Annotated in this window: 18 protein-coding genes; 10 read left to right on the top strand and 8 right to left on the bottom strand. The window is 73.1% G+C overall.

All coding sequences use genetic code 11. The features are described from left to right. Positions 1–31 precede the first annotated feature (31 nt). The 6 genes from ACR68M_RS06875 to ACR68M_RS06850 are packed head-to-tail and all read right to left on the bottom strand — an operon-like array spanning position 32 to position 7409. Entirely contained in the window at positions 32–763 is a 732-nt protein-coding gene (locus ACR68M_RS06875; protein ID WP_441249537.1) for a PP2C family protein-serine/threonine phosphatase, read from the bottom strand. Then, positions 760–1389, bottom strand: coding sequence for an FHA domain-containing protein (locus tag ACR68M_RS06870; RefSeq protein ID WP_441249536.1), 630 nt, complete (start codon positions 1387–1389; stop codon positions 760–762). Before ACR68M_RS06870 ends, ACR68M_RS06875 begins: the two co-directional genes overlap by 4 nt. Continuing rightward, the gene (locus ACR68M_RS06865; RefSeq protein WP_441249535.1) at positions 1377–2069 is read right to left on the bottom strand and encodes a 4Fe-4S single cluster domain-containing protein; all 693 of its coding nucleotides are present in this window, start codon (positions 2067–2069) and stop codon (positions 1377–1379) included. The genes ACR68M_RS06870 and ACR68M_RS06865 overlap by 13 nt, the downstream gene beginning before the upstream one ends. Continuing rightward, positions 2066–3940: an AAA family ATPase gene (locus ACR68M_RS06860; RefSeq protein ID WP_441249534.1), complete on the bottom strand. Its 1875-nt coding sequence runs from the start codon at positions 3938–3940 to the stop codon at positions 2066–2068. Before ACR68M_RS06860 ends, ACR68M_RS06865 begins: the two co-directional genes overlap by 4 nt. Next, positions 3937–5181, bottom strand: coding sequence for a hypothetical protein (locus ACR68M_RS06855; protein WP_441249533.1), 1245 nt, complete (start codon positions 5179–5181; stop codon positions 3937–3939). Before ACR68M_RS06855 ends, ACR68M_RS06860 begins: the two co-directional genes overlap by 4 nt. Beyond that, the gene (locus ACR68M_RS06850) at positions 5178–7409 is read right to left on the bottom strand and encodes a protein kinase domain-containing protein (RefSeq protein WP_441249532.1); all 2232 of its coding nucleotides are present in this window, start codon (positions 7407–7409) and stop codon (positions 5178–5180) included. The genes ACR68M_RS06855 and ACR68M_RS06850 overlap by 4 nt, the downstream gene beginning before the upstream one ends. A gap of 187 nt (positions 7410–7596) precedes the next feature. On the opposite strand from ACR68M_RS06850, the gene ACR68M_RS06845 reads away from it, so the two are divergent. Both ACR68M_RS06845 and ACR68M_RS06840 read left to right on the top strand, forming a co-directional pair. Then, complete coding sequence (locus tag ACR68M_RS06845) at positions 7597–10275, top strand: SpoIIE family protein phosphatase (protein ID WP_441249531.1); 2679 nt, start codon at positions 7597–7599, stop codon at positions 10273–10275. Between the two features lie 143 nt (positions 10276–10418). Continuing rightward, positions 10419–12233, top strand: coding sequence for an alkaline phosphatase family protein (locus tag ACR68M_RS06840; RefSeq protein ID WP_441249530.1), 1815 nt, complete (start codon positions 10419–10421; stop codon positions 12231–12233). Positions 12234–12240: 7 nt separating this feature from the next. Here the strand turns inward: ACR68M_RS06840 and ACR68M_RS06835 are convergent, their stop codons facing one another. Further along, positions 12241–13416, bottom strand: a complete 1176-nt coding sequence (locus ACR68M_RS06835; RefSeq protein WP_441249529.1) for an FAD-dependent oxidoreductase — start codon at positions 13414–13416, stop codon at positions 12241–12243. A gap of 81 nt (positions 13417–13497) precedes the next feature. Here ACR68M_RS06835 and ACR68M_RS06830 point away from each other — a divergent pair, with 81 nt between their 5' ends. Further along, on the top strand, positions 13498–14094 hold the full coding sequence (locus ACR68M_RS06830) for a TetR/AcrR family transcriptional regulator (RefSeq protein WP_441249528.1): 597 nt from the start codon (positions 13498–13500) through the stop codon (positions 14092–14094). On the opposite strand, the gene ACR68M_RS06825 is transcribed toward ACR68M_RS06830, so the two are convergent. Further along, positions 14088–15734, bottom strand: a complete 1647-nt coding sequence (locus ACR68M_RS06825) for an FAD-dependent monooxygenase (protein ID WP_441249527.1) — start codon at positions 15732–15734, stop codon at positions 14088–14090. The two genes, ACR68M_RS06830 and ACR68M_RS06825, sit on opposite strands and share 7 nt — an antisense overlap. 135 nt (positions 15735–15869) lie before the next feature. Between ACR68M_RS06825 and ACR68M_RS06820 the strand changes: the two genes are divergently transcribed. From ACR68M_RS06820 to kdpF, 7 genes are all read left to right on the top strand, one after another. Then, positions 15870–16598, top strand: coding sequence for a WXG100 family type VII secretion target (locus ACR68M_RS06820; RefSeq protein WP_441249526.1), 729 nt, complete (start codon positions 15870–15872; stop codon positions 16596–16598). Next, complete coding sequence (locus ACR68M_RS06815) at positions 16595–17476, top strand: nucleic acid/nucleotide deaminase domain-containing protein (protein ID WP_441249525.1); 882 nt, start codon at positions 16595–16597, stop codon at positions 17474–17476. Before ACR68M_RS06820 ends, ACR68M_RS06815 begins: the two co-directional genes overlap by 4 nt. Before the next feature lie 60 nt (positions 17477–17536). Then, positions 17537–18097: an SUKH-4 family immunity protein gene (locus tag ACR68M_RS06810; RefSeq protein WP_441249524.1), complete on the top strand. Its 561-nt coding sequence runs from the start codon at positions 17537–17539 to the stop codon at positions 18095–18097. 7 nt (positions 18098–18104) lie between these two features. Beyond that, positions 18105–18923 carry a nucleic acid/nucleotide deaminase domain-containing protein gene (locus ACR68M_RS06805; RefSeq protein WP_441249523.1) on the top strand — a complete coding sequence of 273 codons (819 nt, stop codon included), beginning with the start codon at positions 18105–18107 and terminating at the stop codon, positions 18921–18923. A 29-nt stretch (positions 18924–18952) separates the two neighbouring features. Further along, positions 18953–20704, top strand: coding sequence for a hypothetical protein (locus tag ACR68M_RS06800; protein WP_441249522.1), 1752 nt, complete (start codon positions 18953–18955; stop codon positions 20702–20704). 120 nt (positions 20705–20824) lie between these two features. Next, positions 20825–22360, top strand: a complete 1536-nt coding sequence (locus ACR68M_RS06795) for a ricin-type beta-trefoil lectin domain protein (protein ID WP_441249521.1) — start codon at positions 20825–20827, stop codon at positions 22358–22360. A gap of 275 nt (positions 22361–22635) precedes the next feature. Then, on the top strand, positions 22636–22725 hold the full coding sequence (gene kdpF / locus ACR68M_RS06790) for a K(+)-transporting ATPase subunit F (RefSeq protein ID WP_441249520.1): 90 nt from the start codon (positions 22636–22638) through the stop codon (positions 22723–22725).

The following is a 22725-nucleotide window of genomic DNA, read 5'->3' as shown; positions in this document are numbered from 1 at the left end:
CCGCCCCGGGAGCAGCGCCGGTCGGCCGGGTTCAGCAGCGCACCAGCAGGGTGGTGATGTTGTCCCGGCCGCCGGCGTTCATCGCGGCGACCCAGAGCGCCTTCACCGCCCGGACGTCGTCGTCGGAGTTCTCGGCGAGGATCAGCTCCATCTCGGCCACGCCCACCAGATCCGACAGCCCGTCGGTGCAGATCAGCCACCGGCTGCCCGGCACGTAGGGCTCGGTGCCGGTGTGCGGGTGGACGGGCTCGAAGCTCGGGGCGCCGCCGAGGGTCTGGAGGACGAGGTTGGTGACGTCGGCGGGCGAGTCGTCCACCGACACCTGCCCGAGGTAGCCGCCGTGCTCGCGGTAGAGCCGGGAGTCGCCCACGTTGAACCAGCGCACCCGGTGCGGGGTCAGCCACAGCCCCACGGCGGTGGTCCCCGCACCGGCGCAAGCCCGGTCCGCAGTGGCCAGCTCGTACAGCTCCGCGTTGATCTCCCGGAGCAGCTCGCCGACTTCGGTGCTCCGGGCGCGCTCGGCCAGCCTGCGGACGGTGAGGGCTGCGGCGATCTCGCCGGCGTTGTGGCCGCCGAGGCCGTCGGCGGCCGCGACCACGGCGGGCTCCTCGACCAGCAGGCGCACCACGACCGGGTCGACGGTGTCCACGTTGGCCGCGGTCAGCGTCCCGATGACGAACGCGTCCTCGTTGCCGGTGCGGACGGCGCCGCGGTGGGTCATCGCGGTGACGGTCACCTCGACCGCCGTCCGGGGCCCGGTCATCGCCCGCCCCCCTCGCCCGGCCGGTCGACGGCGATCCCGAGCGTGCAGTCGGCGGCCAGCCGCAGCACGTCACCGTCCCGCAGGGGCGTCCGGGCACCCGGGCTCGCCGGGCTGCCGTTCACGAAGGTGCCGTTGGTGGAGTGCTCGTCCCGCACCCACGCGGTGCCGTCCGGCTCCAGGCCGACGGTCGCGTGCTGCCGGGAGACGTTGTCGTAGCGCTCCAGCAGGCCGTGCGTCGTGTGGGCGGCCGGGGCGCGGCCGAGCAGCAGCGTGCTGCCCGGCGTCACGGTGCGCTCGACCGCACCGAACCGGATCCGCAGCACGGCGGTGGGGGCGTCGCGGCGGGTCGAGTACACGTCCACGCCCCGCTCGCCGGCGTCGGCGGTACGGGACGGGCGCACCTCGCCCAGCATCCGCTGGCAGACCACGCACACCTGGTTGGTCGGCACCGGCACGGGGGCGCCGCAGTGCGGGCAGACCCGCGGCTGCTCCTCCTCGGCCTGGTCGTCCTGGCCCACCGGGTAGCGGGCGCCGACGGAACGGCTGAGGTTGCCGGAGCAGCCCCGGCAGACGAGGTCGTCGTCCTCCGCCACCAGGCCGCAGGACGAACAGGTCAGCTGCGCCACGACACATCTTCCATGGTGATGCCGGCCGACCGGAGCCGGGTGCTCAGGCGATCCATGTCGCCCTGGCGGGGGACGCCGATGAACCAGATCCGGCCGTCGGCCACCTCGACCTGCATCGGCGGGGAGTCGACGGGGGCGGTGCCCTCGTACCGCTCGCGCCCGAGGCCGGTCAGTGCGGTCAGCCGCTGGTTGCTCGAACCACGCCAGCGCAGCCCGGGGCTGTTGAGGCGCTCGACGTACGGCCCGGTGAGCACCGCGTCGCACCGGCCGAGCAGAGCGGAGTGCTGCTGCCTCAGCCGGGCGAGGGGGTACCCGCTGTAGACGAGCACGTCCACGGGTGTGGCCCGGTCGCGGCGCCAGGCGTGGACCCACTCCAGGAGTGCGGCGAGCGCCTCCGGCTGCTGGAACGGCTCGCCGCCCGAGACGGTGATCCCGTCCAGCGGATCGGGCAGGCCGGAGAGCCAGGCCTGGAGCGCCGTGACGTCCACGGACGTGCCGGGGTCGGCCGCCCAGGTGTCCAGCGAGACGCACCCGGTGCAGCCGATGGTGCAGCCCTGCGTCCAGATGCCCGCCCGGGTGCCGGGGCCCAGCGAGGTCACCGGGTAGTGCGCCTTGTTCAGCATCAGCTCGACGGCGCGAGGGGCGGCGGGGGAGCCGGGCGAGCCGGGGGAGGCCGTCATGCCAGCTCCACGGAGACGATGTCGCCCTCGCGCCGCAGGCCGGTCACCCGGACGTGCGGACCTGCGGCCGGGTCGCGGTCGAACAGGGCGCGGGCGAGCGGATTGACGAACTGCGACTCCAGGGCCATGCCGATGCCCCGGCCGCCCGTGTGCGGGTTGTCGGTGCAGCACTTGCGCAGTGCCTCCTGGACCTCCGGGTCCACCTCCAGGGTGATGCCCTGCTCCTCGTGGACGCTGGAGATGATGTTGTCGAGCTGGAGGCCGAAGATACGGACGGCCGCCGCACGGTCGATGAAGTTGAACACCACGATGTTGTCCCCGAAGCGGTTGAGCAGCTCCGGCCGGCCGAGGACCCGGGTGAAGTGGTCGCTGATCGCCGCCTTCATGCGCTCCTCGATCTCCTCGTACGGCATGGCGGGGTCGATCCGGGGCACCAGCCGCCCGCTGCCGTTCTCCACGTTCGTGCCGAGGTTGGAGGTGAAGACGAGGACGGATTCGGAGAAGTGCACCGTCGAGCCGCGCCCGTCCGTCAGCCGGCCGTCCTCCAGGACCTGGAGGAACTTGTCCAGGATCCTCGGGTGGGCCTTCTCGATCTCGTCGAAGAGGATCACCCGGAAGGGCTGTTGCCGTACCGCGTTGGTGAGTTCGCCGCCCGCCTCGAAGCCGACGTACCCCGGCGGCGCCCCGATCAGCCGGTCCCCGGCGTGCTCCGAGGAGAACTCGCTCATGTCGAAGCGCAGGTAGGCGGACTCGTCCGCGAAGATCAACGACGAGACGGCCTTGGCCAGTTCGGTCTTGCCGACGCCGGTGGGGCCGGCGAAGAACAGTACGCCGCGCGGCCGGGCCGAGCCCTTGGACTGCTGGGCACCGGACAGCCCGAGAGCGGCCCGCTTCAGGATGTCGAGGGTCTTGGTGACGGCCTGCGGCTGTCCGACGACGCGCTGCGGGATCGAGTGCTGGCCGTCCGTGATCCGCTTGCGGAGGTACTCCCGCTTCCAGGGGTTGTCCATGACGCCGAGCTTGTAGATGCGGATCGCGTCCGGGAGCTCCGTCATCGTCAGGCCGCGGTCCCGGGCCAGCCGGGTGACCTCGATCATCGCCTGGAGGGTGAGCCCGTCCGTCTGGGCCGCGAACGCGTCGCACGCCTCGGCCGCCTGCGGGTCCGCGTCGAGGTCCGTGACGCCGAAGAGCCTCATCAGCAGGCGCGCGGTGGCCTGCCGGTCGCCCAGATCCGGGCCGGGCAGCCCGATGGACCGGATCTGGTCGTTGCCCGAGGTGAGCCAGGCCGGTAGATCGCCCTCGCGGTCCGCCAGCCAGATCACCGGGTTGTAGAGCGGGGTCGTCCGGCCGCTCTGCGCACCCACCGGGACGGCCGTCCGGGAGAGCCTGGCGCAGAACCTGAAGAAGTCCCGCTCGTTCGGCTCCAGCTCGGTCGCGCTGCGGGCGATCCGGGAGGCGTCCTCGATCGCGAGCGCCGCCCTGATCGGCTGCGCGGGGCGGGCCAGTTCGGCCAGCAGCGTCCGCAGGGTCTCCAGCGAGGGGACGGTGCCCGGCCGTGGGCGCCGTGGCAGCAGCCGGGACGCGGCCTCTTCGGCCTGCTCGCACTCCTCGGCCGTGGCCCCGGCCGGCAGGTGCACCCGGAGGCCGTCCACGGGGTCGTGCACGAGCAGGCAGGCGTAGCCGCTCGTCCGGAGCGTCTCCCAGAGCACGTCCAGCAGGGCGAGCAGCCGGGGGCGGCCGCTGCCGTGCTCCCGGACCAGGAAGCTGTCGTGGCGGTTCCCCCACAGCACGAACTGGGAGTGGACGGGCAGCGTCGCCTCGAACTCCCGGACGAACGGCGGCCCCGCCGGGTGGCTCGTCGGGTGGGTCACCGCTCACGCTCCCGGTGGCCGGGCCGGGCCTGCGTGCTGGGGGAGACCTGGGCGACGACCAGGGGCACCGGGACCTGCCCGGGTGGCGCCGCGACCTGGATCTCCGTGCTCAACCCCGCCTGGGCGAGGCGGCCGCGCAGTTCGTGGAAGTCCTCGCACCACTGTTCCTCGCGTTCGACGTCGAGGCGCGAGCCGTCGTCACCGCCCCCGGCGGCCGTGCGCACCACGGCGGTGCGCAGCTGACCGCTCTGCTGGTCGACGACCAGGTTGACGGCGTGCTCCGGCCACTCGCTCCGCGACAGGCGGAGGGCGCCGTTGCTGACGGTGAGCGTCTCGAAGCCCTGACCGACCTCGTACCCGAGGTCGGTCAGGGCGTCCGTCACGGTGTTGACCACGTACCGCTGCTCGGCCTCCGCCTCTACGGCGGCCTGGCAGCCGGACACCCGTCGGCGCAGCGCTTCGTCGAGGGTGCGGCGGCCGGCCACGACCTCCGCGAGCAGCGCCCGCACCGGGTCCGCGTCCGCCCCCCGGGCGTTCACCAGGTCGTGGAGGAGCCCGACCGCCTCGCCGGCGTCACGCCGCTTGGCCTCCGCGCCCGCATTGGCCCGTTGGACGCGGAGTCGCGTCTCGGTCAGCCAGCTGCGCGCCTCGTCGGGACCGGCCGCCCCGGCCACCCGCGCGGCGGCCAGCTGAGCGGCCGCCCGGTCACCCTCGTCGCAGTCCGGGAGGAGGCGGGACAGCACCCGGGTCACGGTCTGTTCGATCTCCTCGACACCCGTGGGCTCCGCGAACAGCTCGGCGGCATCGATCAGCCGCCGCTCGGCGGCGGGCCCGGCCACGTCGGCGAACACGGCCGTCGCGGCGGCGCGAGCGGTCTGCTCCCCCAGCTCCCGTTCGGCGGCGGCCAGCGCGTGGTCGGCCTCGGCGCACCAGGTCTCCAGCTCGGAGGTGGACTGGGTACCGAGGGGGAGTGGTTCGAGCGGCCGCACGGTGACGGCGGTGCCGTACTGCTTCTTCAGGCCCTCGCCGGCCTCGGCGAGAGCCGTGATCCACGCGTTGCGGGTCTTCACCGCGCGTACGGCCGCGTCCCGGGCCGCCGCAGCCCGCAGCGCCGCCTCGCGGGCGGCCTCCTCACCGCGTCGGGTGGCCTCGCGCACCGCCGCGTCCTCCGCCGCCGCGCGCAACAGCGCGGCGGTGAGGGACTGGTCACGCTGGTACGTCGTGCATTTGGGCCCGCTCATCGCTCCCCCAGAACCTGTGTCTGCTGTGCCTGGTGCTCCGTGCGCCAACCCCGGTACCGGGTGAACGACCAGAAGCCGTACCCCACCGCGACCACGAGCGGGATCGGCGTCCAGGCCTGGACCGTGACGATCAGCCAGGTCACGATCCCGATCACCACGTGCAGGAGGCAGCCCCCGCCGAAGGCGATCGTCCTCCTCCGCATGGGCCGCAGCTGCGTCGCCAGCGCTCTCCCTCCGCCGGACAGGCGACGGCCGACGTCGCCGAGGCGGGCCTGCAGCGACCAGCGCGGGTGGTAGACCTGTCCGAGCTTGGCCGCCAGCACCAGCTCGCAGGCGAGCGGCACCCCGCAGGCGACCGTCACGGCGGGGACGAACCGCTGCAGGAAGTCGTCGGCGCCGAACACGGCGGCCACGAGCAGCGGCACCCCGACCGGCAGCGCGAAGAGCAGGGCCACTCCGCCGAGGGCGCGCAGCACCGCCTCGCTGGTACCCGACTGCCGCTGCTCCTCGGAGTCCTCCCACTCGCGCTGCTGGACCGCCGCCGTGGCTTCGTTGGCTCGGCGCACCTCCTCCAGGCGGCGGGCCTCGGCGACGGCGGCCGGGAGGGTGCGGGTGGCTGCCAGGTGACGGACCGGGTCTCCGCCGTCGGCCAGCAGCGCGTCGAACCAGCCCGTCCCGCCCTGGACGGACTCGGCGGAGGTCTCGATCCGCTTCCGTAGCGCCTGGGCCCACTCCGGGGCCACCGCGATGGCGAGTGCCTCGACCCGGATCTCGGAGCCCAGGAGCTCCCGCCGGATCCTGGGCGGCAGTGCGGGCGAGTCCTGCAGCCCGTCCCACCGGGCGTTCAGGTCGCGCCAGCGCTGGTCCACACCGGCGAGCTGGTGGGCGCCTGCGCCGAAGGTCGCGAGGGTGGCCAGCAGGTCGCGGGTGTACAGCTCGTCGACGAGCCCCCGCGCGGCCCGGCGCCCGTCGTCGTCCTCGGCGGCCGAGGCCTGTTCGGCGAGCGTGAGCAGGTCCTCGGGGAGCATCCGCTTGCCTCGGTAGACGGGCGGCATCGTCGGATCGAGCCAGTGCAGCAGCCTCAGCACCTTCGTGTCCGGTGCGTCGGCGCCGGGGAGGTGGACGTCGATCAGGTCGACGAGCTCCTCGACGTCGTCGTGCTCCAGATCGTCGAACTGAGCCAGCCAGTTGCGCAGTTGGCGCCAGCCCTGGCTGGGGTCGTCCCGTTCCCCCATGGCCACGAAGAAGCGGCGGGCGGCGGTCTCCCAGTCGGCCGCCAGCGCTCGGGCCAGCGCGGCCCGCTCGGTGTACTTCACCCCGTTGAACTGGAGGGGGCTGCGGCCGGTGGCGCCGCCAGGCTCGGTGCCCGAGCCGGGTAACTCCTCCGCCACCTCCGGGGTGTCGCCGTCGAGCCACCTGCGGACCTCGGAGGCACCCCACCGGCGGCCCGGATCCCTGACCAGCAGCCCGCTGCACAGCAGCCGGACCCGCTCGTCCGCCACATCCGACAGATCGACCGGCCGGGTCGCCAGATGGTGCCGGACGGCCTGCTCCGACAGGCCCTCGAACGGCACCCGGCCGGTGGCCAGCTGCTGGGCGATCACGCCCACCGCCCACCAGTCCTGCGAACCGGAGACCTCCGCGCTGAACAGGTACTCCGGCGCCGAGTACGCCAGCGTCCCGAACACGCGCTGGGTGAACCGGGACGTCGTGTCCAGTGACTTGCTGACGCCGAAGTCCGCCAAGGCCAGCTCCAGCGGCTCCCGGCGGCGCAGGAGGACGTTCGACGGCTTCAGGTCGCCGTGCACGATCCCCGCGCCGTGCAGCTGCGCCACCGCCTCCGTCAGCTGGGCGACGACCCTGGCGAGGACGGCCGGCGACACCACGGCCCCGACCCCGACCAGGTCCTCCAGCGACCCGCCGGGGATGTACTCCGCGACCTCGAAGTCACGCCCGTCGGAGAAGCCCGTCTCGACCACCCGGACCACACGGCTGGTGTCGAGCCCCCGCAGGCGCTCCCAGACCTCGGGCATCACCCGGACACCACTGCGGTACACCTTCGCGACGAACTCGCCGCCCGCCGCGTCGCGGACCAGCAGCACGTCCGCCTCACGCCCCTGGTGCGGTAACTCCCCGACCACCACGAAGCGTTCGGCCAGCGCCGACGGCAGCCGCAGCAGCGCCGCAGGACCTCCGCCGTCACGGCGCGTCACCGTGGGATCGGGCACCTCGTTACCGGAACTGGCATCATCACGACGCGTCACATCAGATGACACGGCCCACTCGTCCACACCGTCACCCCCGCGGCAAGATTCTATCCGGGTGCGTCCTGCCGTAGGTGCCAGTCCCGCAGACCGGTACGCCCGATCCGGTGGAGGAGTCGCGCCCGGACCGGGCGGGTGTTATGGATGGGAGGTGATCAGACCCCGACGGTGGTCCTCGAAGCGCCGTGGCCACGGTGCTCCGCCGTCGCGAGGACAGGGTCGGCTGCGCTCGCTGCTGAACGTCCGCAGCCTGGCCGGCCGGATCTTCCTGGTCGAGATCGTCATCGTGGTGCTGCTCGTCGCGGCCGCGCTGACGGCGATGGTGCTGCAGGCCCGGTCCAGTACGACCAGCGAGGCGCAGCGCGTCACCCGGGGGGTGTCGGAGTCCTTCGCGCACGCTCCCGGTGTGGCCCAGGCACTGGACGGCCCTGATCCGTCGGCCGTGCTGCAGCCGCAGGCGGAGGCCGTCCGGCAGGCGACCGGGGTGGACTCGGTGGTCGTCTTCTCCACCGCGTTCGTCCAGCTGACCTCGCCGTTCCCGGGCTACATCGGGAAGCCCTACGACCCGCCGGCCTACGTCCGGGAGACCGTCATCCCCGAGCTGCGGGCCGGCCGGACGGTCACCTTCACCCTCGACGAGCCCGGGTACCGCTCCATCGCCACGGCCGTCCCCGTCTTCGGCGCCGACGGCGCGCCCAAGGGCGTCGTCGCGGTGAACATCGCGGTCGAGAAGGTCGACGCCGTCGTGGGCACCCACCTGGCGGTGCTGCTGGCGGGCGCGGCCGGTGCGGTCGTGCTGGCCGCGGCGGGCACGGCGCTGGCCTCGCGGCGGCTGCTGCGGCAGACCCGTGGTCTCGGCCCCGACGAACTGGCCCGGATGTACGACCACCACGACGCCGTCCTGCACGCCGTGCGCGAAGGCGTCCTGATCATCGGCGACGACGGGCGGCTGATGCTCGCCAACGACGAGGCCGTGCGGCTGCTGGCGCTGCCGGCGGACGCCGAGGGCCGGCCGGTCGCGGAGCTGGGACTCGATCCGGACACGGTCCGGCTGCTGACCTCCGAGGAGGAGGTGACGGACGGAGTGTTCCCGGCCGGTGACCGGCTGCTGGCGGTGAACAAGCGGCCCACCGCCCCGTACCGGGGACTCCCCAGCAGCGTGGTGACGCTGCGCGACTCCACCGAACTGCACGAGCTCACCGGCCGGGTCGAGGCCGCCGGGCGGCAGCGCCGGCTCCTCTACGAGGCGGGCGTCGGCATCGGCCGGACGCTGGACATGACCCGCACCTGCGAGGAGCTGGCGACGGTGGCCGTCCCCCGCTTCGCGGACCTCGCCTCGGTCTCCCTGCTGGAGGCGGTGACCCGTGGCGAGGAGCCGGAGCCGACCGACCGGCGGATGCGCCGGACGGCGGTGCGGGGCGCGCCGCAGGCGGGGCGGCCGCTGCCGTTGGGCGAGACCGTGACGTACCCGCCCTCGACGCCGCAGGCGCGGAGCACGGACGACGGGCACGCGGTGCTCGGCGGCGACCCGGCCGGCGCGATGATCTCGGTGCCGCTGCGGGTCCGGGGGGTGGGTCTCGGCCTGGCCGAGTTCTGGCGGTCGCCGGAGCACACCCCGTTCGGCCAGGACGACCTGTCGCTGGCCGAGGAGCTGGCCGCCCGCGCCGCCGTGGCCGTCGACAACGCACGCCGCTACAGCCGCGAGCACAGCATGGCCACCACCCTGCAGCGCAGCCTGCTCCCGGGCAGCCTGCCCGGGGCGACCGCGCTCGATGTCGCGTTCCGCTACCTCCCGGCGCGGGCCGGAGTGGGCGGGGACTGGTTCGACGTGATCCGACTGCCCGGCTTCCGGACCGCCCTGGTCGTCGGCGACGTCGTCGGCCACGGCATCCACGCCGCAGTCTCGATGGGACGGCTGCGCACCGCCGTCCTCAACTTCTCCGCCCTCGACCTGCCGCCCGACGAGGTGCTGGGCCGGTTGGACGAGCTGGTCGCCCAGCTGGACGGCGAGGCCGAGGAGGCCGGCGGCTCGGAGATCACCGGATCGACCTGCATGTACGCGGTCTACGACCCGGTGTCGGGCATGTGCAGCCTGGCCTCCGCCGGACACCTCGGGCCCGCCCTGGTCGCCCCCGACGGGTCCGTGGACTACCCCGAGGTGGCCGTCTCCCCGCCGCTGGGCATCGGCGGCCACCCGTTCGAGGTCACCGAGCTGCGCCTGGCGGCCGGCTCCCAGCTCGTGCTCTTCACCGACGGCCTGGTGGAGAGCCGCAACCGCGACCTGGACGAAGGGCTGGACCGCCTGCGCTCGGCGCTGGCCCGGGACGGGTGGCGCAGCCCCGACGAGGTCTGCCGGGCCGTGACCGGCGCCATGCTGCCCGCCCACCCCGTCGACGACGTCGCCCTCCTGGTCGCCCGCACCCGGCTGCTGGGGCCGGACCAGGTGGCCGAGTGGGAGGTCGCGATCGACCCGGCCGCTGTCGGGCCCGTCCGCTCGGCCTGCGCCCGCCGCCTGGAGGAGTGGGGGCTCGGCGAGCTCGGCTTCGCCACCGAGCTCATCCTCAGCGAACTGATCACCAACGCCATCCGCTACGGCGCCCCGCCCGTCAGGGTCCGCCTGCTGCACGACACCAGCCTGGTCTGCGAGGTCTCCGACGGCAGCAGCACCTCACCCCACCTCCGGTGGGCGGCCACCACCGACGAGGGCGGCCGGGGCATCTTCCTGGTCGCCCAGCTCGCGAACCACTGGGGCACCCGCTACACCCCCGAGGGCAAGGTCATCTGGTCCGAACAGCCGGTCCAGCCCGACACCTTGACGGACGACAGCTGACCGAGGCGAGTGCGGCATCCGCCCGAAGTTGTCTGAGCAAGTTCTGCCGGAGTTCTTCCGCCGGACAGCACCGACCGATACCTATGGTCCGCCCATGGTGCACAGCCGGGGCAACCACCCTCACCAACGGACGAGGTATCCCTATGCGTCTGCGCTCGAGCTCGCTCGGCGGGCTGCTCGCCGCCCTCCCCCTCCTCGGCGCGCTGGTCGTCGCCGCCCCTGCCCCCGCCCAGGCAGCGGGGAGCAGCGGCAACCTGATCGTCAACGGCGACGCGGAGACCGGCGGCACCTGCACCACCGACTGGAGCGCGGCCACCACGCTCCCCGGTTGGACGGTCCAGGCCGGCGGCAACGACGTCATGTGCCACACGGCAGGCTCCTTCGGGCTGCCGAGCGACGGCCGGACGCCCGGCAAGGCCTTCTTCGGGCCGGGAAACTTCGGGGACGGCGCGATGTCGCAGACCGCCGACGTCTCCTCGGCGGCAGCGGCGATCGACGGCGGCGGGGTGAGCTACAACCTGAACGGCTGGCTGGGGGGTTGGGCCGCCTACAGCGGCTACGTCGCCGTCAGCCTGCACTTCAAGGACGCGTCCGGCAGCCCGGTCGGCGCGGCTGCCACCCTGCCGACCGTCTCCGCGACCGACCGGGGTCTGGCCACCAAGTTCATCTCCCGCAGCGCCACCGGAGCCGTCCCGGCCCGGACGCGGTCGATCCAGGTCGAGGTGCAGTTCCGCTCCACCTCGAACGAGAGCGGCTACCTGGACAACCTCTCGCTCACCCTCAGCACCCCCGTCGCAGCACCGGCGCCGGTCGCACCCCCGGTGTCGAGCGTCCCGGGCTACGACCACGTGTTCACGGTCATGATGGAGAACACCGACTACTCCCAGATCATGAACGACCCGGCGGACACCCCGTACATCCACAGCCTGATGTCCCAGGGCGCCACCCTCACCGACGCCCGCGCCGTCTACCACCCGAGCGACGAGAACTACCTCGCCATCGCCGGTGGCGACACGTACACCAAGGGCGCCACCTACTGGCCCAACATCAACTCCCCGCAGCGCAACCTCGGTGACACGATCGAGGGCGCCGGCAAGAGCTGGAAGGCCTACGAGCAGGGCATGGGCACGCCCTGCAACACCAACAAGAACTACGACAGCGAGTACATGCCCGACGATGCGCCGTTCATCAACTACACGGACATCAGCGGGAATCCGGCCCGCTGCGCGGCGCACCTGTTCGACACCACGCAGCTGACCACCGACCTGCAGTCGGCAGCCACCACGCCGAACTTCTCCTGGATCGCCGCCGACGACTACTACGACGGCGAGGGCTCCGGAAACGGCAACGCCACCAGCCTCAAGGTGCAGGACGGCTGGCTGAAGCAGACCCTCGCCCCGGTGCTGTCCTCCCCGGCGTGGACCCAGCAGCGCTCGCTGCTCCTGCTGACCTGGGACGAGAGCGAGAACGAGGGCTACAACCACGTCGCCACCGTCGTCGTCGGCTCGCAGGGCACCGTCCCGGCCGGGACGAGCAGCCCGCTGCACTACGACCACTACGGCATCGGCCGCACCATCGAGTCCGCCCTCGGCCTGCCGGGTCTGACCGCCAACGACACCTACGCCACACCGCTCAACGCCGCGTTCGCGCCGTCCACGGCGACCCGGCCGACGCTCACCGGTGACCTGAACGCGGTGGCGAACGGCGGCAACGCCACTCTCCGCTACGCCACTTCGGCCGCCTCCCAGATCAGCGCGAAGAACTGGGTCGGCATCTACCCGGCGGGCGTGACCCCGGGCGCGCAGTCCGCGCTGACCTGGGCCTACACCCCGAACGCGAGCGGCGCGGTCACCCTCGCGACGAGCAAGCTGAGCGGCGCGGGCCGGTACGACGCGTACTACCTGGCCAACGACGGCTACTCGGTGCTGGCCGGCCCGTTCACCCTGACCGTCGGCTGACGCCCGGTCACTGACGCATGGTCACTGACGCCCGGCCTCCGGCGGATACCGCCGGAGGCCGGGCGTCGGGCTGTCCGGGCCGTGCCGGTGGCACGAGGTGGTGGAGGGCGTCGGCGCAGTCCCGGGCCGCCTCGGCGGAGCGGGGCAGCATGGTGGCCTCGTAGGCGCGGACGGCGTCTTCGACGGTGGGTTCGGCGATGAGGGCGTGGGCGAGGTCGGCGCCGTCGAGCATGGCGAGGTTGGCGCCGAGCCCGACCGGGGGCATCAGGTGCGCGGCGTCGCCCAGCAGGGTGATGCCGGGGAGGTGCTGCCAGGTGTGCGGCGCGGGCAGGACGTACAGCGGCCGGTTGACGAAGGCGCCGTCGTTGTACCGCAGGAGGTGCAGCAGGCCCTCGCTCCAGCCGTCGAACCTCGCCAGGAGGTGGGCGCGGACGGCCGTCCGGTCGCCGAGGTCCACTCCGCTGCGCTGGTGCCAGTCGTGCGGGGCGCGGAGGGCGATGTAGGCGCGGATGTGGCCGTTGCTGTTCCGCTGGGCGAACAGGGCCTTTCCGTCGGAGTGCGCCAACAGGCTGCCGTTGCCGACCATTCGGGCGAGGGCGGGGTGGCGGAGCTCGCAGTCGTCGAACCCGGCCTCGACGAACGTGACGCCGGTGTAGGCGGGCGCGGCGGGGGAGAGCGCCGGGCGGATGCGGGACCACGCGCCGTCCGCACCGACCACCAGGTCGGCGTCCTCGGTGGTGCCGTCGCCGAGCAGCAGACGCCAGGTGCCGTCCCCGAGCGGGGTGACGCCGCTTACGGTGCTGCCCCAGCGGACGGTCTCCGTGGTGAGCGACTCCAGGAGCAGGCCGCGCAGCTGGCCGCGGTCGATCTCCGGGGACTCCTCGTCGTGGACGGGCCCGTGGAAGGGCAGCAGGGCGCCGGTGGCGGGGTCGAGCTTCCGCCACTCCTGCCCTTCGGGCCGGGCCAGGGTGTGGAACCGGTCGAGCAGGCCCGCCGCGCGCAGAGCGGCCTGGCCGGTGCCTGCGTGGATGTCGAGGGTGCCCCCCTGGGGCCGGGCGGTGGCGGCGGTCTCTCGTTCGAAGACCGTGACGGGGTGGCCGTGGCGCTGCAGGACGGCGGCCAGGGCAAGGCCGCCGAGACCGGCGCCGACGACGGCGATGCGGCGGTCGGGAGTGGAGTTCATGGGATCCAAGAAAGCACAGTCGCTAAGAAAGTGCAATGACTACACTTTTGGAGTGAGTTCATCTTGGGCTACGATGCAGAGGTGACCGAACCGACCGGGCGCCGCGAGCGCAAGAAGGCCCAGACCCGGGCAGCACTGGCCGACGCCGCACTCGGGCTCTTCCTCGACCGTGGCTACGACCAGGTCGGTGTCAAGGAGGTCGCCGATGCCGCCGACGTGTCCGTGACCACGCTCTTCAAGCACTTCCCCAGCAAGGAGGCGCTCGTCTTCGACCAGGACGACGACCTCGAAGCCGCACTGGTCGCCGCCGTCCACGACCGGCCCCCCGGCCGGTCGATCCCCCAGGCGCTGCGCGAGCACATCCTGCTGAAGCAGACTCAACTCGGCGTCCGTGACACGGACCCGCGCTTCGCCGCCTTCACCCGGCTGGTGCAGGACACCCCGGCCCTTCGCGAGTACGCCCACCGCATGTGGACCCGCCACGAAACGGCCCTGGCCCACGCCGTCGCGCGGGAGGTCGGCGCCCCCGACGACGACATCACCTGTGCGGCCCTGGCCCGCTTCGCACTCGAGGCCCGGCTCCTCGTCCAGCGGCACCCCGAGGACCCACGGCGCAGCGCCGAGCAGACGTTCGCCCTGCTCGAACACGGCTGGGCAGCCCTGCGCCCGGATCACTGACCGGCGGACAGCAGCGCTCGGTACTCCGCCAGCGCCGCAGCCGTGTCGGTGAGCGGGAAGCGGGCGCCGATCTGGCCGTCCGGGCGGATCAGCAGGCCGGTCGGCCCGTCGGGGCGGTAGTGGCGGGCGAAGTCCCCGGCGGCGTCGCGGTAGGCGGCCAGGGCTGTGGCGGCGGGGGTGGCGGCTTCGCAGGCGAGGACGGCCACGGTCTGGAGGTCCGGCTCGGTGGCGGCGTCGGTGGCAGCGTCGGTGCGGGCGGCCGCGAGGGCGGCGGCGTCGGTGGCGTACAGCACCAGCACGTGGCCCGCCCGCCCGCGCAGGACGTCGAGCAGCCGCAGCGGGTAGCCGGCGAGGGGCGAGACCAGGCCGATGCAGTCAGGGGCGCGGTCGCCAGGCTGCGGTGCGTCGGCAGGGCCGTGGCCTGGACCGGCGAGCGGGCCGCCCCGGTAGCCGACGAGCAGCTGGGCCTCGCGCAGCGACCGGGTGGCCAGGTCGTCGGGGTCGGCCTCGAAGCCCTGGGTGGCGTGCCGGACGGTCCGCCCGACCACCTCCTCGCCGACCGGGCGACGCTCGGCGTCGTAACTGGCGAGCAGGCCGGGGCCTGCCGCTCCGCCGATCACCATGGCGAGCTTCCAGGCCAGGTTGCAGGCGTCCTGGATGCCGGTGTTCATGCCCTGGGCGCCGGTGGGCGGGTGGATGTGGGCGGCATCGCCCGCGACGAAGACCCGCCCGTCGCCGTACCGGTCGACGATCCGGTGGCTGATCCGGAAGACCGAGGACCAGCGCATCGTGGACAGCACGGCCGGCCGGGGCGCGAGCCGGTCCACGACCGCCTGGATGTCGGCCAGCTTGGGTACGAGCCTGCCCTCGCCGTCGGCCCCGGTGGAGAGCTCGGGCGGGACCGTCATCGACATCCGGTAGCGGTTGGTGCCCGGCAGCGGGATGCAGACCAGCAGGTCGTCGGTCGAGCCGTCCTCGGCCCGGTGGCTGGAGCGGAGGCCGTACCCGGGCGGGAAGTCCCAGTCGGCCTCGACGTCGGCGAGCATGTACTCGTCGGGGAAGGCCCCGCCCTCGAAGCCGAGCCCCAGCTGCTTGCGGACGGCGCTGTGCGCCCCGTCGCACCCGATCAGGTACCCGGCCCGGACCTCCTCGGTGCCGCCGAGGGCGCTGGCAAGGCGGGCGGTGACGCCGTCCGAGTCCTGCTCGAAGGAGACCAGCTCCAGGCCCCGCTCGATGCGGGTGCCCCAGCCCTCGACGTACTGCTCCAGCAGCCGCTCGGTCTCGTACTGCGGCAGCGCCGCGAAGCCGTACGGCACCTCGGGCGGCAGCCTGAGCTCGATCGGCGCCTGTTCCTTCCCGTCGACGTAGGCGAGCTGGCCGCGCAGCGGGACGGCGGTCTCCAGGAAGTCCCGGGCCAGGCCCATCCGGTCCCAGAGCTCCAGGGTGCGCGGCTGGATGCCGACGGCCTTGGCGTACGGCATCCGCCCCGGCAGCCGGTCCACCAGCCGGCACTGCACCCCGTGCCGGCGCAGTTCGGCGGCCGCGCTCAGCCCGACGGGGCCGGCGCCCGCGATCAGTACCTCGGTCGTCCGGATGTGCGTCACGGGGTGCCTCCCAGAGCTCTCGGCCCCTCCCTCCATCCTGGGCCGGGGGCCCGGGGTCGGCGAGCGGGCGGGCAGGCCGGTGGCGGGGGATCTCCGACGGGCTGTTGAGGGGGAGTTGGTTCGGTACTACTATCGGCCGACGACTTTTCGAGGTGGCGTGAGGGGGATTTCATGGCCATCGAGCTGCCGGGCGAAGTGGTGTCCCTGCTGCAGTTCATCGGGGTGAACTGGCCTCAGGTCAACGAGGACAAGGTCCGCGAGTTCGGCTCGCACGTACGGGAGTTCGCCGACAACCTGGACCAGACGCACCAGGCCTCCACGGCGACGATCGGCCGGATCGGCGAGGCGTACCAGGGCGCCGGGTACGAGGCGCTGCTCGCCAAGTGGGGCCAGCTGTCCGACAGTCACATGCGCGAGCTGGTCGAGGCCTGCCACGTGGTGGCCACGGCGCTGGACGTCGCGGCCGACGCGATCGTGGCGATGAAGGTGGAGGCGATCGCCGAACTGGTGGTGATGGCAGCCGCTTTCGTGGCCGACCAGGTCGCCGCCGTGGCCACGCTCGGCGCCGCCGAGGCCGCGTTGGTGCTGATCGAGGAGGCGGCCGAGAAGCTGGTCGACTTCCTGACCCAGCAGCTGGAGCAGTACATCATCGGCCAGGTCATCGAGGCCGCGGTCAGCCCGCTGATCGAGACGGTGGGCCGGGCGGTCAGCGGGCTGGTCTACCAGGCTGCCGAGTCCGCGCTCGGGGTCTCCGGCGGTGGTGGCGCGGCCGGGGAGGGCTTCCGGATCGAGCCTGCGGCGCTGACGGCCCACGCGGCGACCATGCGCGAGCACGCCGAGACGGTGGCCGGCCACGCGGAGGTCTTCCGGTCGAAGATCTCGGGGGTGAGCTTCGAATGACCAAAGGTGCGGCCAAGGCGCTGGAGGACACGGCGCAGAAGCTGGAGAAGACCCTCGTCGAGGACGCCGGCCAGGCGGTCTCCAAGCTCTACAAGGACACCCACGAGGGCCTGGAGAAGTCCCTCAAGAACCACCTGGAGAACGACGCCGAGCACGCGGCCTCGCTGCGGAAGTACTTCCTCGACGACAAGGGCGGCCTGCACGAGATCCGCGACGGTGAGCTGCACGCCCTGGAGAAGGGCGACGGCTCGGGCATCCACTCCCTGCTCGACTCGGAGGGCAAGAAGGTCAAGGACCCGTCCAAGGCCGAGATGAAGGACAAGTACCACGCCCGCAAGGATCCGGCGAACCCGGAGGAGAAGGGCGTCGAGAGCCACAAGCTGGAGGAGCCGCACGACCTCTCCCGGGCGGTCGAGGAGGCGCGGCTCGCGAACAAGGACTACGGCGGGAAGAACTACGCGGCGCTGCACTACAAGGACGAGGACGGCCACGAGTTCATCCTGGTGGGCCGCAGCGGCGACAACCGCAGTCACTCCGAGCGCTCCATCGGCAAACCCTTGCTGGGCGGCAACGAGCACAACATAAGGGACCTCTACACCGAGCGGGCGCCCTGCCAGGACGGGCCGAACTGCGAGCGGTGGATGGGCAGACACCTGGAGCCGCACAACTCCGACCTCAACGTCTCGCACGGCGTGGAGTACGACAACTCGATCCCGAGGGCCGAGCGCGACTGGGGTCACAAGGCGTACCTGGAGCAGTTGGAGAAGGACCACACCGAGGGCCGGACGGGCGGCACGATGGGCAGCCACGACTTCGACGAGAAGGGCGAGGGGCTCCAGCAGGCCGCACGGACGAAGCGGGCCCGGCGGCATCGGTAGAGTCTGTCCGACGGCCCGGGAAGGACCGGGACGGGCGGGCTGGGACGGGAGGAGCGGGACGTGCTGGTGGCAGCGGACTGGCCGGGGATCGCGAGCGACATGCGGCCGGGAGGGCTGCTCAGGTTCCGGCCGGAGGTCGCCTCGGCGATCTGGCCCGACCCGGAGGACGCACGGTTCGCCGTCGAGTACGGCGTCCCGCACGCCGGCGGGCTGTTCCGGATCGCCCCGGGTGTCGCCCAGCCGGACCCGGCGATCCCGGACGAGGCGTTCGCCCGGGAGGTCGGGGCCGAGCCGGTCGAGACGCCGCACGGGAAGCTCCAGCCGCTGGGCGAGCTCTACCAGGCGGATGTCTTCGTCAAGCTCGACGACGGCACGATCTGGGTGTCCGACCCGGATTCGGAGATCGAGTTCGAGCTGGTGAACCAGGACCTGTCCTCGCTGTCCTACCTGGTGTACATGTTCGAGGCGGAGCGGCCCGGACCGGACGAGCGGCCGACCCCCTACGACTGGGCCGACATCGAGGAGATCATCCGCGAGGACATCGCGGCCTGGGACCAGCGCCCGTTCGACGCCGGGACGCGCTTCTGGGAGACGTATCTCGACTCCTACCCGATGATGTGAGTGAGAGATGACTGACGATCTTCAGGCCGCGCTCCGGGCGCAGTTCGGCGACAAGGGGCTGTGGAGCGTCCCCGGCAGCGCCATCGGGCTGCCGCTCCAGGTCGGCCCGTACTTCGAGGCGCCGGAACCGTCCGAGCCCGCGCTGCTCGGCGACTTCGCCGCCCTCCTCGACCGGGAGGCCGGGCCGCTGGCCGGGCAGCTGCGGGTCGGCTACGACAGGGGCGCCCAGCTGTACGTGGCCGAGGGCGGCGCCGTCCGGGCCCTCGTGTTGGGCACGAGCCTGCCCGAACTCGCCGTGAACAGCAGTGTCGAGGCGTTCGCGGCCGGGCTGCTCCTGCTGGACCGTCACCTCCCCGCCATCGGCGACGGCCAGGACGGACGGGCCGCCTTCGCCGCCTACCAGCAGCTGCGCCAGGGGCTGGTGGAGCTCGACCCGGCGGCCTTCGCCGACCGGGAGAGCTGGTGGCCCCGGGTGCTGGACGACCTGCGGCGGCCGCTGAACACCGTCTCCTCCGCGGCCTTCGAGTTCGTCGACGAGGGCGGCGAGAAGCGGATCGTCACCGCGATCGGTGGCCCCGGGATGCCCCACCCCGAGGAGATGGTCTGGCACCGCCTCCGGGCGGCCGGCGTCGAGCCCGAGCAGATCACCCAGGTCTACTGCGAGCTGGAGCCCTGCGTGCTGCCCGGCCACTACTGCTCGCTCTGGATGGCCGACGTCTTCACCGGGGCGCGGTTCACCCACAGCTTCGACTACGGCCGCAGCGCCGAATCGCGGGAAGAGGGCGTCAAGGCTCTGATGATCAGCGTCGCGGAGCGCCAGGGCTAGAGCCTGTCCTACGGCTTGGGAGGGGACGAATGAACGTGTCCGACGCAGGGCGGCAGGCCGCCGGCCTGGCGCTGCTGGGCTGGCTGGACGACGAGGGCGCGGCGCGGCTCTGCCGCATCACCGGTGCCCCCGGCGCGGGGAAGTCGCACCTGCTGGCCCGGTTGGTACGGGCCTGCACGGCCGCCGCGACGCCGAGCGCGCAGCGCATCCACGGGGTCGTCCCGGCGGCCGGGCTCTCGCTGCGCGGCGCCGTCTGGCTGCTCGGCCAGCAGTTCCACCTGGTCGCGCACACCCCTGGTGAGCTGCTCGCGGCCCTGGCCCGGGACGGCCGCCGCACGGTGATCTGCGTACCCGGGTTGGACGAGGCCGTCGATCCGGGCCGGCTGGTGGCCGAGCTGCTGAACCCGCTGCTGGAACTGCCGCACGTCCGGCTGCTGGTGGAGGATGCGCCGCACATACCGGGCTTCGAGGCCGTGCCCGAGCCGGTGGTGCTGGACCTGGACGACCAACGGTGGACCGACCGGGGGCAGTTCGCCGCCTGGTGCGCCGGGGTGGGCGCGGACGGAGGCCAGTACCCCTCGCCGGGGCGGGCGTTGGGCGAAGCGCCGATCGTCGAGGACGTCACCGCCCTGATCGCGCGGGTGCCCTCGGCGGCCGACGGCAGCCGCGACCTGCGGGCAGCCGACGAAGAACTCCTCACCAGGATCTGGGAGTTGGCAGGCCGAGTGGCGGACCTAGGCCCGCTGGCCACCGACCCCGTGCTGTACGCGCTGGCCCGGCCGGCCGCCGTCACGGCGGCCGTCGAGGGCAGGGACGACGCCCTCGCGCGGGCCTGGCGGGCGGCAGGTCCGGGCCTGATCGACGAGCCCGCCCCAGGCGTCCGCGCCGCCGTGCTCCGGACCCGGCTGCTCGGGGTCGACGACAAGGCGGCGGCCGCGCTGGCCGGTGTACCGGGTGAGTGGGCGACCCGCTGGGTGTCCACCGGCCGGGGGGCGGTGGCGATGGCGGCCGCCGGGCCAGGCCCGTACACCTCGCAGCTGCTGGCGGCCGACCGGGACGGCACGGTGCGGACGTACGACTCCGCCACCGGGCGGCGGACCGGCGTGGTCGTCGTCCCCGGGCCGAAGCCGCTGCGCGGGCTCGCGGTGACCTCCGGTGGCACGGTCGTCCTGCTGGACAGCTGGGGCGGGGCGGAGCTGCTGCCCGCCGAACAGGCCTGGCCGGGCCTGGAGCCGTACCAGCTGACCGAGGCGATCGCGGCGATCCGGGTGGAGGCCGCCGAGCTCACCGCCGTGGCCGCGATCGGCCGACTGCCGGGCGCCGCACCGGCGTTCGGCGACGCGGCGGGAGCCGTGCACTGGGCCGAGCCCGAGGAGACCGTCAGCGCGCAGCTCCACCGGGGCCCGGTGACGGCCCTCGCGGGCGTCGCGCTCGGCGGTGGTGGCCTGTCCGAGCCGGACCTCCCGCTGCTGGTCAGCGGTGGTCTCGACGGCGCCGTCCAGCTCTGGGGCCCGGCCGCCGAGCCGATGCCCGAGCCTTCCGACCGGCGGGGCTGCCCGGTCACCGCCGTCGCGGCCGGGGCGACGGCGGCCGGGGCGCTGGTGGCAGCGGCCTGGTCCGACGGCGTGGTCCGGGTGCGCGACCTCGCCGCCGCCGGTGCCGTGCTCGACCTCCGGCTGGGCTCGGAGGTCTGGTCGATGGCCCTCGTCGGCACGCTCCTCACCCTCGGCACCCCCGACGGCCTGGTCACCGTCGACCTCCGCCGCCGCACCGGGCGGTGAGCGCCGCGCCTATGCTGCGTGCGTCACGTATGTGATCACACGTCAGTCATGTCGCTGGTCATTGATCATTGGTCATTGGGGGAGCCGTCGGTGAGTCGTCTGCAGTCCGTTCGACGTTGCGTGTCCATAGGCGCGGTGGCGCTCGCGGTGGTCGCCGGAGCCGGCCCGGCAGGAGTCGGCTCGGCGGTCGCGGGCACCGCCGCGGTCTGCGGCAACCCGGCGGCCACTACTCCGGTGGCGGCCGGCCGGTACGGCGTCAGCCCAGGCGCCTGGAACACAGACTTCGCCAAGGCCAACGTCTGCGTCACCACCACCGGAGCCGCGCAGTTCACCGTCTCCAGCAGCACCCTGACCACGACGCCCGAGGTGCGGCAGAAGCCCGAGGGCCCGGCTGCGTACCCGTTCATCACCCCCACCTCGGTGAGCCCGGCCCACCAGCTGTCACTGGCCACCCTGGGTGACAGCACGACCAGTTGGAGCATCACGCAGCCCGCAGCGGGCAGCTACGACGTGGCGTACGACCTCTGGTTCAGTCACGACGGTGTCGGCTGCTCGCCGACCGCCAGCGACGAGGTGATGATCTGGCTGAGCGCCCGAGGTGCCACCCCGTACGGTGATCCGGTCGGCACGGCCACGGTCGGCGGCACGGACTACAGCCTCACCGCCACGGCCGTCAGCTCCGAGCACATGCTGATCAACTACCAACTGCCGGACAGCACGACGTCGGTGTCCCGGCTCGATGTCCGGCCCTTCGTCCTGGACGCCGTCACCCGGGGCCTGCTGAAGCGCTCGGAGTCGCTCTGCGGCGTGTCGGCGGGCTTCGAACTGTGGGACGGCGGCGCCGGGTTCGCGACGAACTCGTTCTCCTTCGAGCGGGTGGCCGGCAGCCCGACCGGCACGGTCGCCGCCGGGCTGCCGGGCCGTTGCCTGGACGACTACCACTCGCAGCCGGCCGACGGGAATCCCGTGGTGCTCTACGGCTGCAACGGCACCGACGCCCAGAGCTGGACCGCAGCCATCGACGGCACGCTCCGGGTCTTCGGGAAGTGCCTCGCGCCGGTCGGCGACCAGCCGGCGGTGAGCACGCCCATCGTGCTCACCACCTGTGCCGACAACCCGGCCGGGGACGGCGCCGCGGCCACCCAGCAGTGGCGGCCGGGGCCGGCCCACGCGCTGGTCGACGTCGCCTCGGGGCTCTGCCTGGACGACCCCGGCTCCTCGACCACGCAGGGCATCCAGCTCCAGCTCTACACCTGCAACGGCACCGCGGCCCAGCAGTGGCGGCTGCCGTACAACGGCGCGCAGGTCTCCGGCGGTCTGACCAACGCCGCCGGTGGCAACTGCCTCACCGGCACCGCCGACGGGGCCCCGGCCGCCCTGCTGGCCTGCACCTACACCGGATCACAGATCTGGACGCTCGCCAACGACGGCACCCTCCAGGCGCTCGGCAGGTGCCTCCAGCCCTCGGCCGCCACCCCCGGCGCCACCGCGCTCGCCACCTGCGACGGAAGCTCCGCCCAGCGCTGGGCGGTCCACCCGGACGGCTACCTCAGCCACCTGCTGACCGGCGACTGCCTGGGCGACCCCCAGGGCTCGGTGCTCCAGCTCGCCCCCTGCACCGGCACGGCCGACCAGACCTGGTACCTGCCGGTCTAGAGCTGTCTGAAGGTACGCCGACGGCGTCAAGGCGCCGTCAAGGTCCTGGTGCCCCCCGTATGGAGGGCGTCAGGGCCTCCGGCATGCCCGGAATCCGCTGATTGGCTGGTCACGCCGGTCGTCAGCCGGTGCTGCCGGGCCACTGCGGAGTACGCGGAGCCCGGCGGGCAAGCACTGAACCAGTTGGTGGAGCACATGCTCGATCTCGTCTTCGTCGGCATCACGGTCGCCGTGTTCGCCGTCATCGCCCTGATAGCTCGGGGGGTGGAGAAGCTGTGAGTGCCGAGAACGTCGCAGGTCTCATCGTCGCTGTCGCGCTCATCGGCTACCTCGTCGTCGCGCTGATCTACCCGGAGAAGTTCTGA

It is taken from the genome of Kitasatospora sp. McL0602 (genome assembly GCF_052076145.1).
Classification (GTDB): Bacteria; Actinomycetota; Actinomycetes; order Streptomycetales; family Streptomycetaceae; genus Kitasatospora.
This window is presented reverse-complemented; position numbering and strand designations above follow the sequence as displayed.

Excerpts from the sequence above, each read along its gene's own strand:
- ACR68M_RS06875 (WP_441249537.1), bottom strand. The coding sequence starts at position 763 with ATGACCGGGCCCCGGACGGCGGTCGAGGTGACCGTCACCGCGATGACC.
- ACR68M_RS06865 (WP_441249535.1), bottom strand. The coding sequence starts at position 2,069 with ATGACGGCCTCCCCCGGCTCGCCCGGCTCCCCCGCCGCCCCTCGCGCC.
- ACR68M_RS06855 (WP_441249533.1), bottom strand. The coding sequence starts at position 5,181 with ATGAGCGGGCCCAAATGCACGACGTACCAGCGTGACCAGTCCCTCACC.
- ACR68M_RS06840 (WP_441249530.1), top strand. The coding sequence starts at position 10,419 with ATGCGTCTGCGCTCGAGCTCGCTCGGCGGGCTGCTCGCCGCCCTCCCC.
- ACR68M_RS06835 (WP_441249529.1), bottom strand. The coding sequence starts at position 13,416 with ATGAACTCCACTCCCGACCGCCGCATCGCCGTCGTCGGCGCCGGTCTC.
- ACR68M_RS06825 (WP_441249527.1), bottom strand. The coding sequence starts at position 15,734 with ATGGAGGGAGGGGCCGAGAGCTCTGGGAGGCACCCCGTGACGCACATC.
- ACR68M_RS06820 (WP_441249526.1), top strand. The coding sequence starts at position 15,870 with ATGGCCATCGAGCTGCCGGGCGAAGTGGTGTCCCTGCTGCAGTTCATC.
- ACR68M_RS06815 (WP_441249525.1), top strand. The coding sequence starts at position 16,595 with ATGACCAAAGGTGCGGCCAAGGCGCTGGAGGACACGGCGCAGAAGCTG.
- ACR68M_RS06805 (WP_441249523.1), top strand. The coding sequence starts at position 18,105 with ATGACTGACGATCTTCAGGCCGCGCTCCGGGCGCAGTTCGGCGACAAG.
- ACR68M_RS06800 (WP_441249522.1), top strand. The coding sequence starts at position 18,953 with ATGAACGTGTCCGACGCAGGGCGGCAGGCCGCCGGCCTGGCGCTGCTG.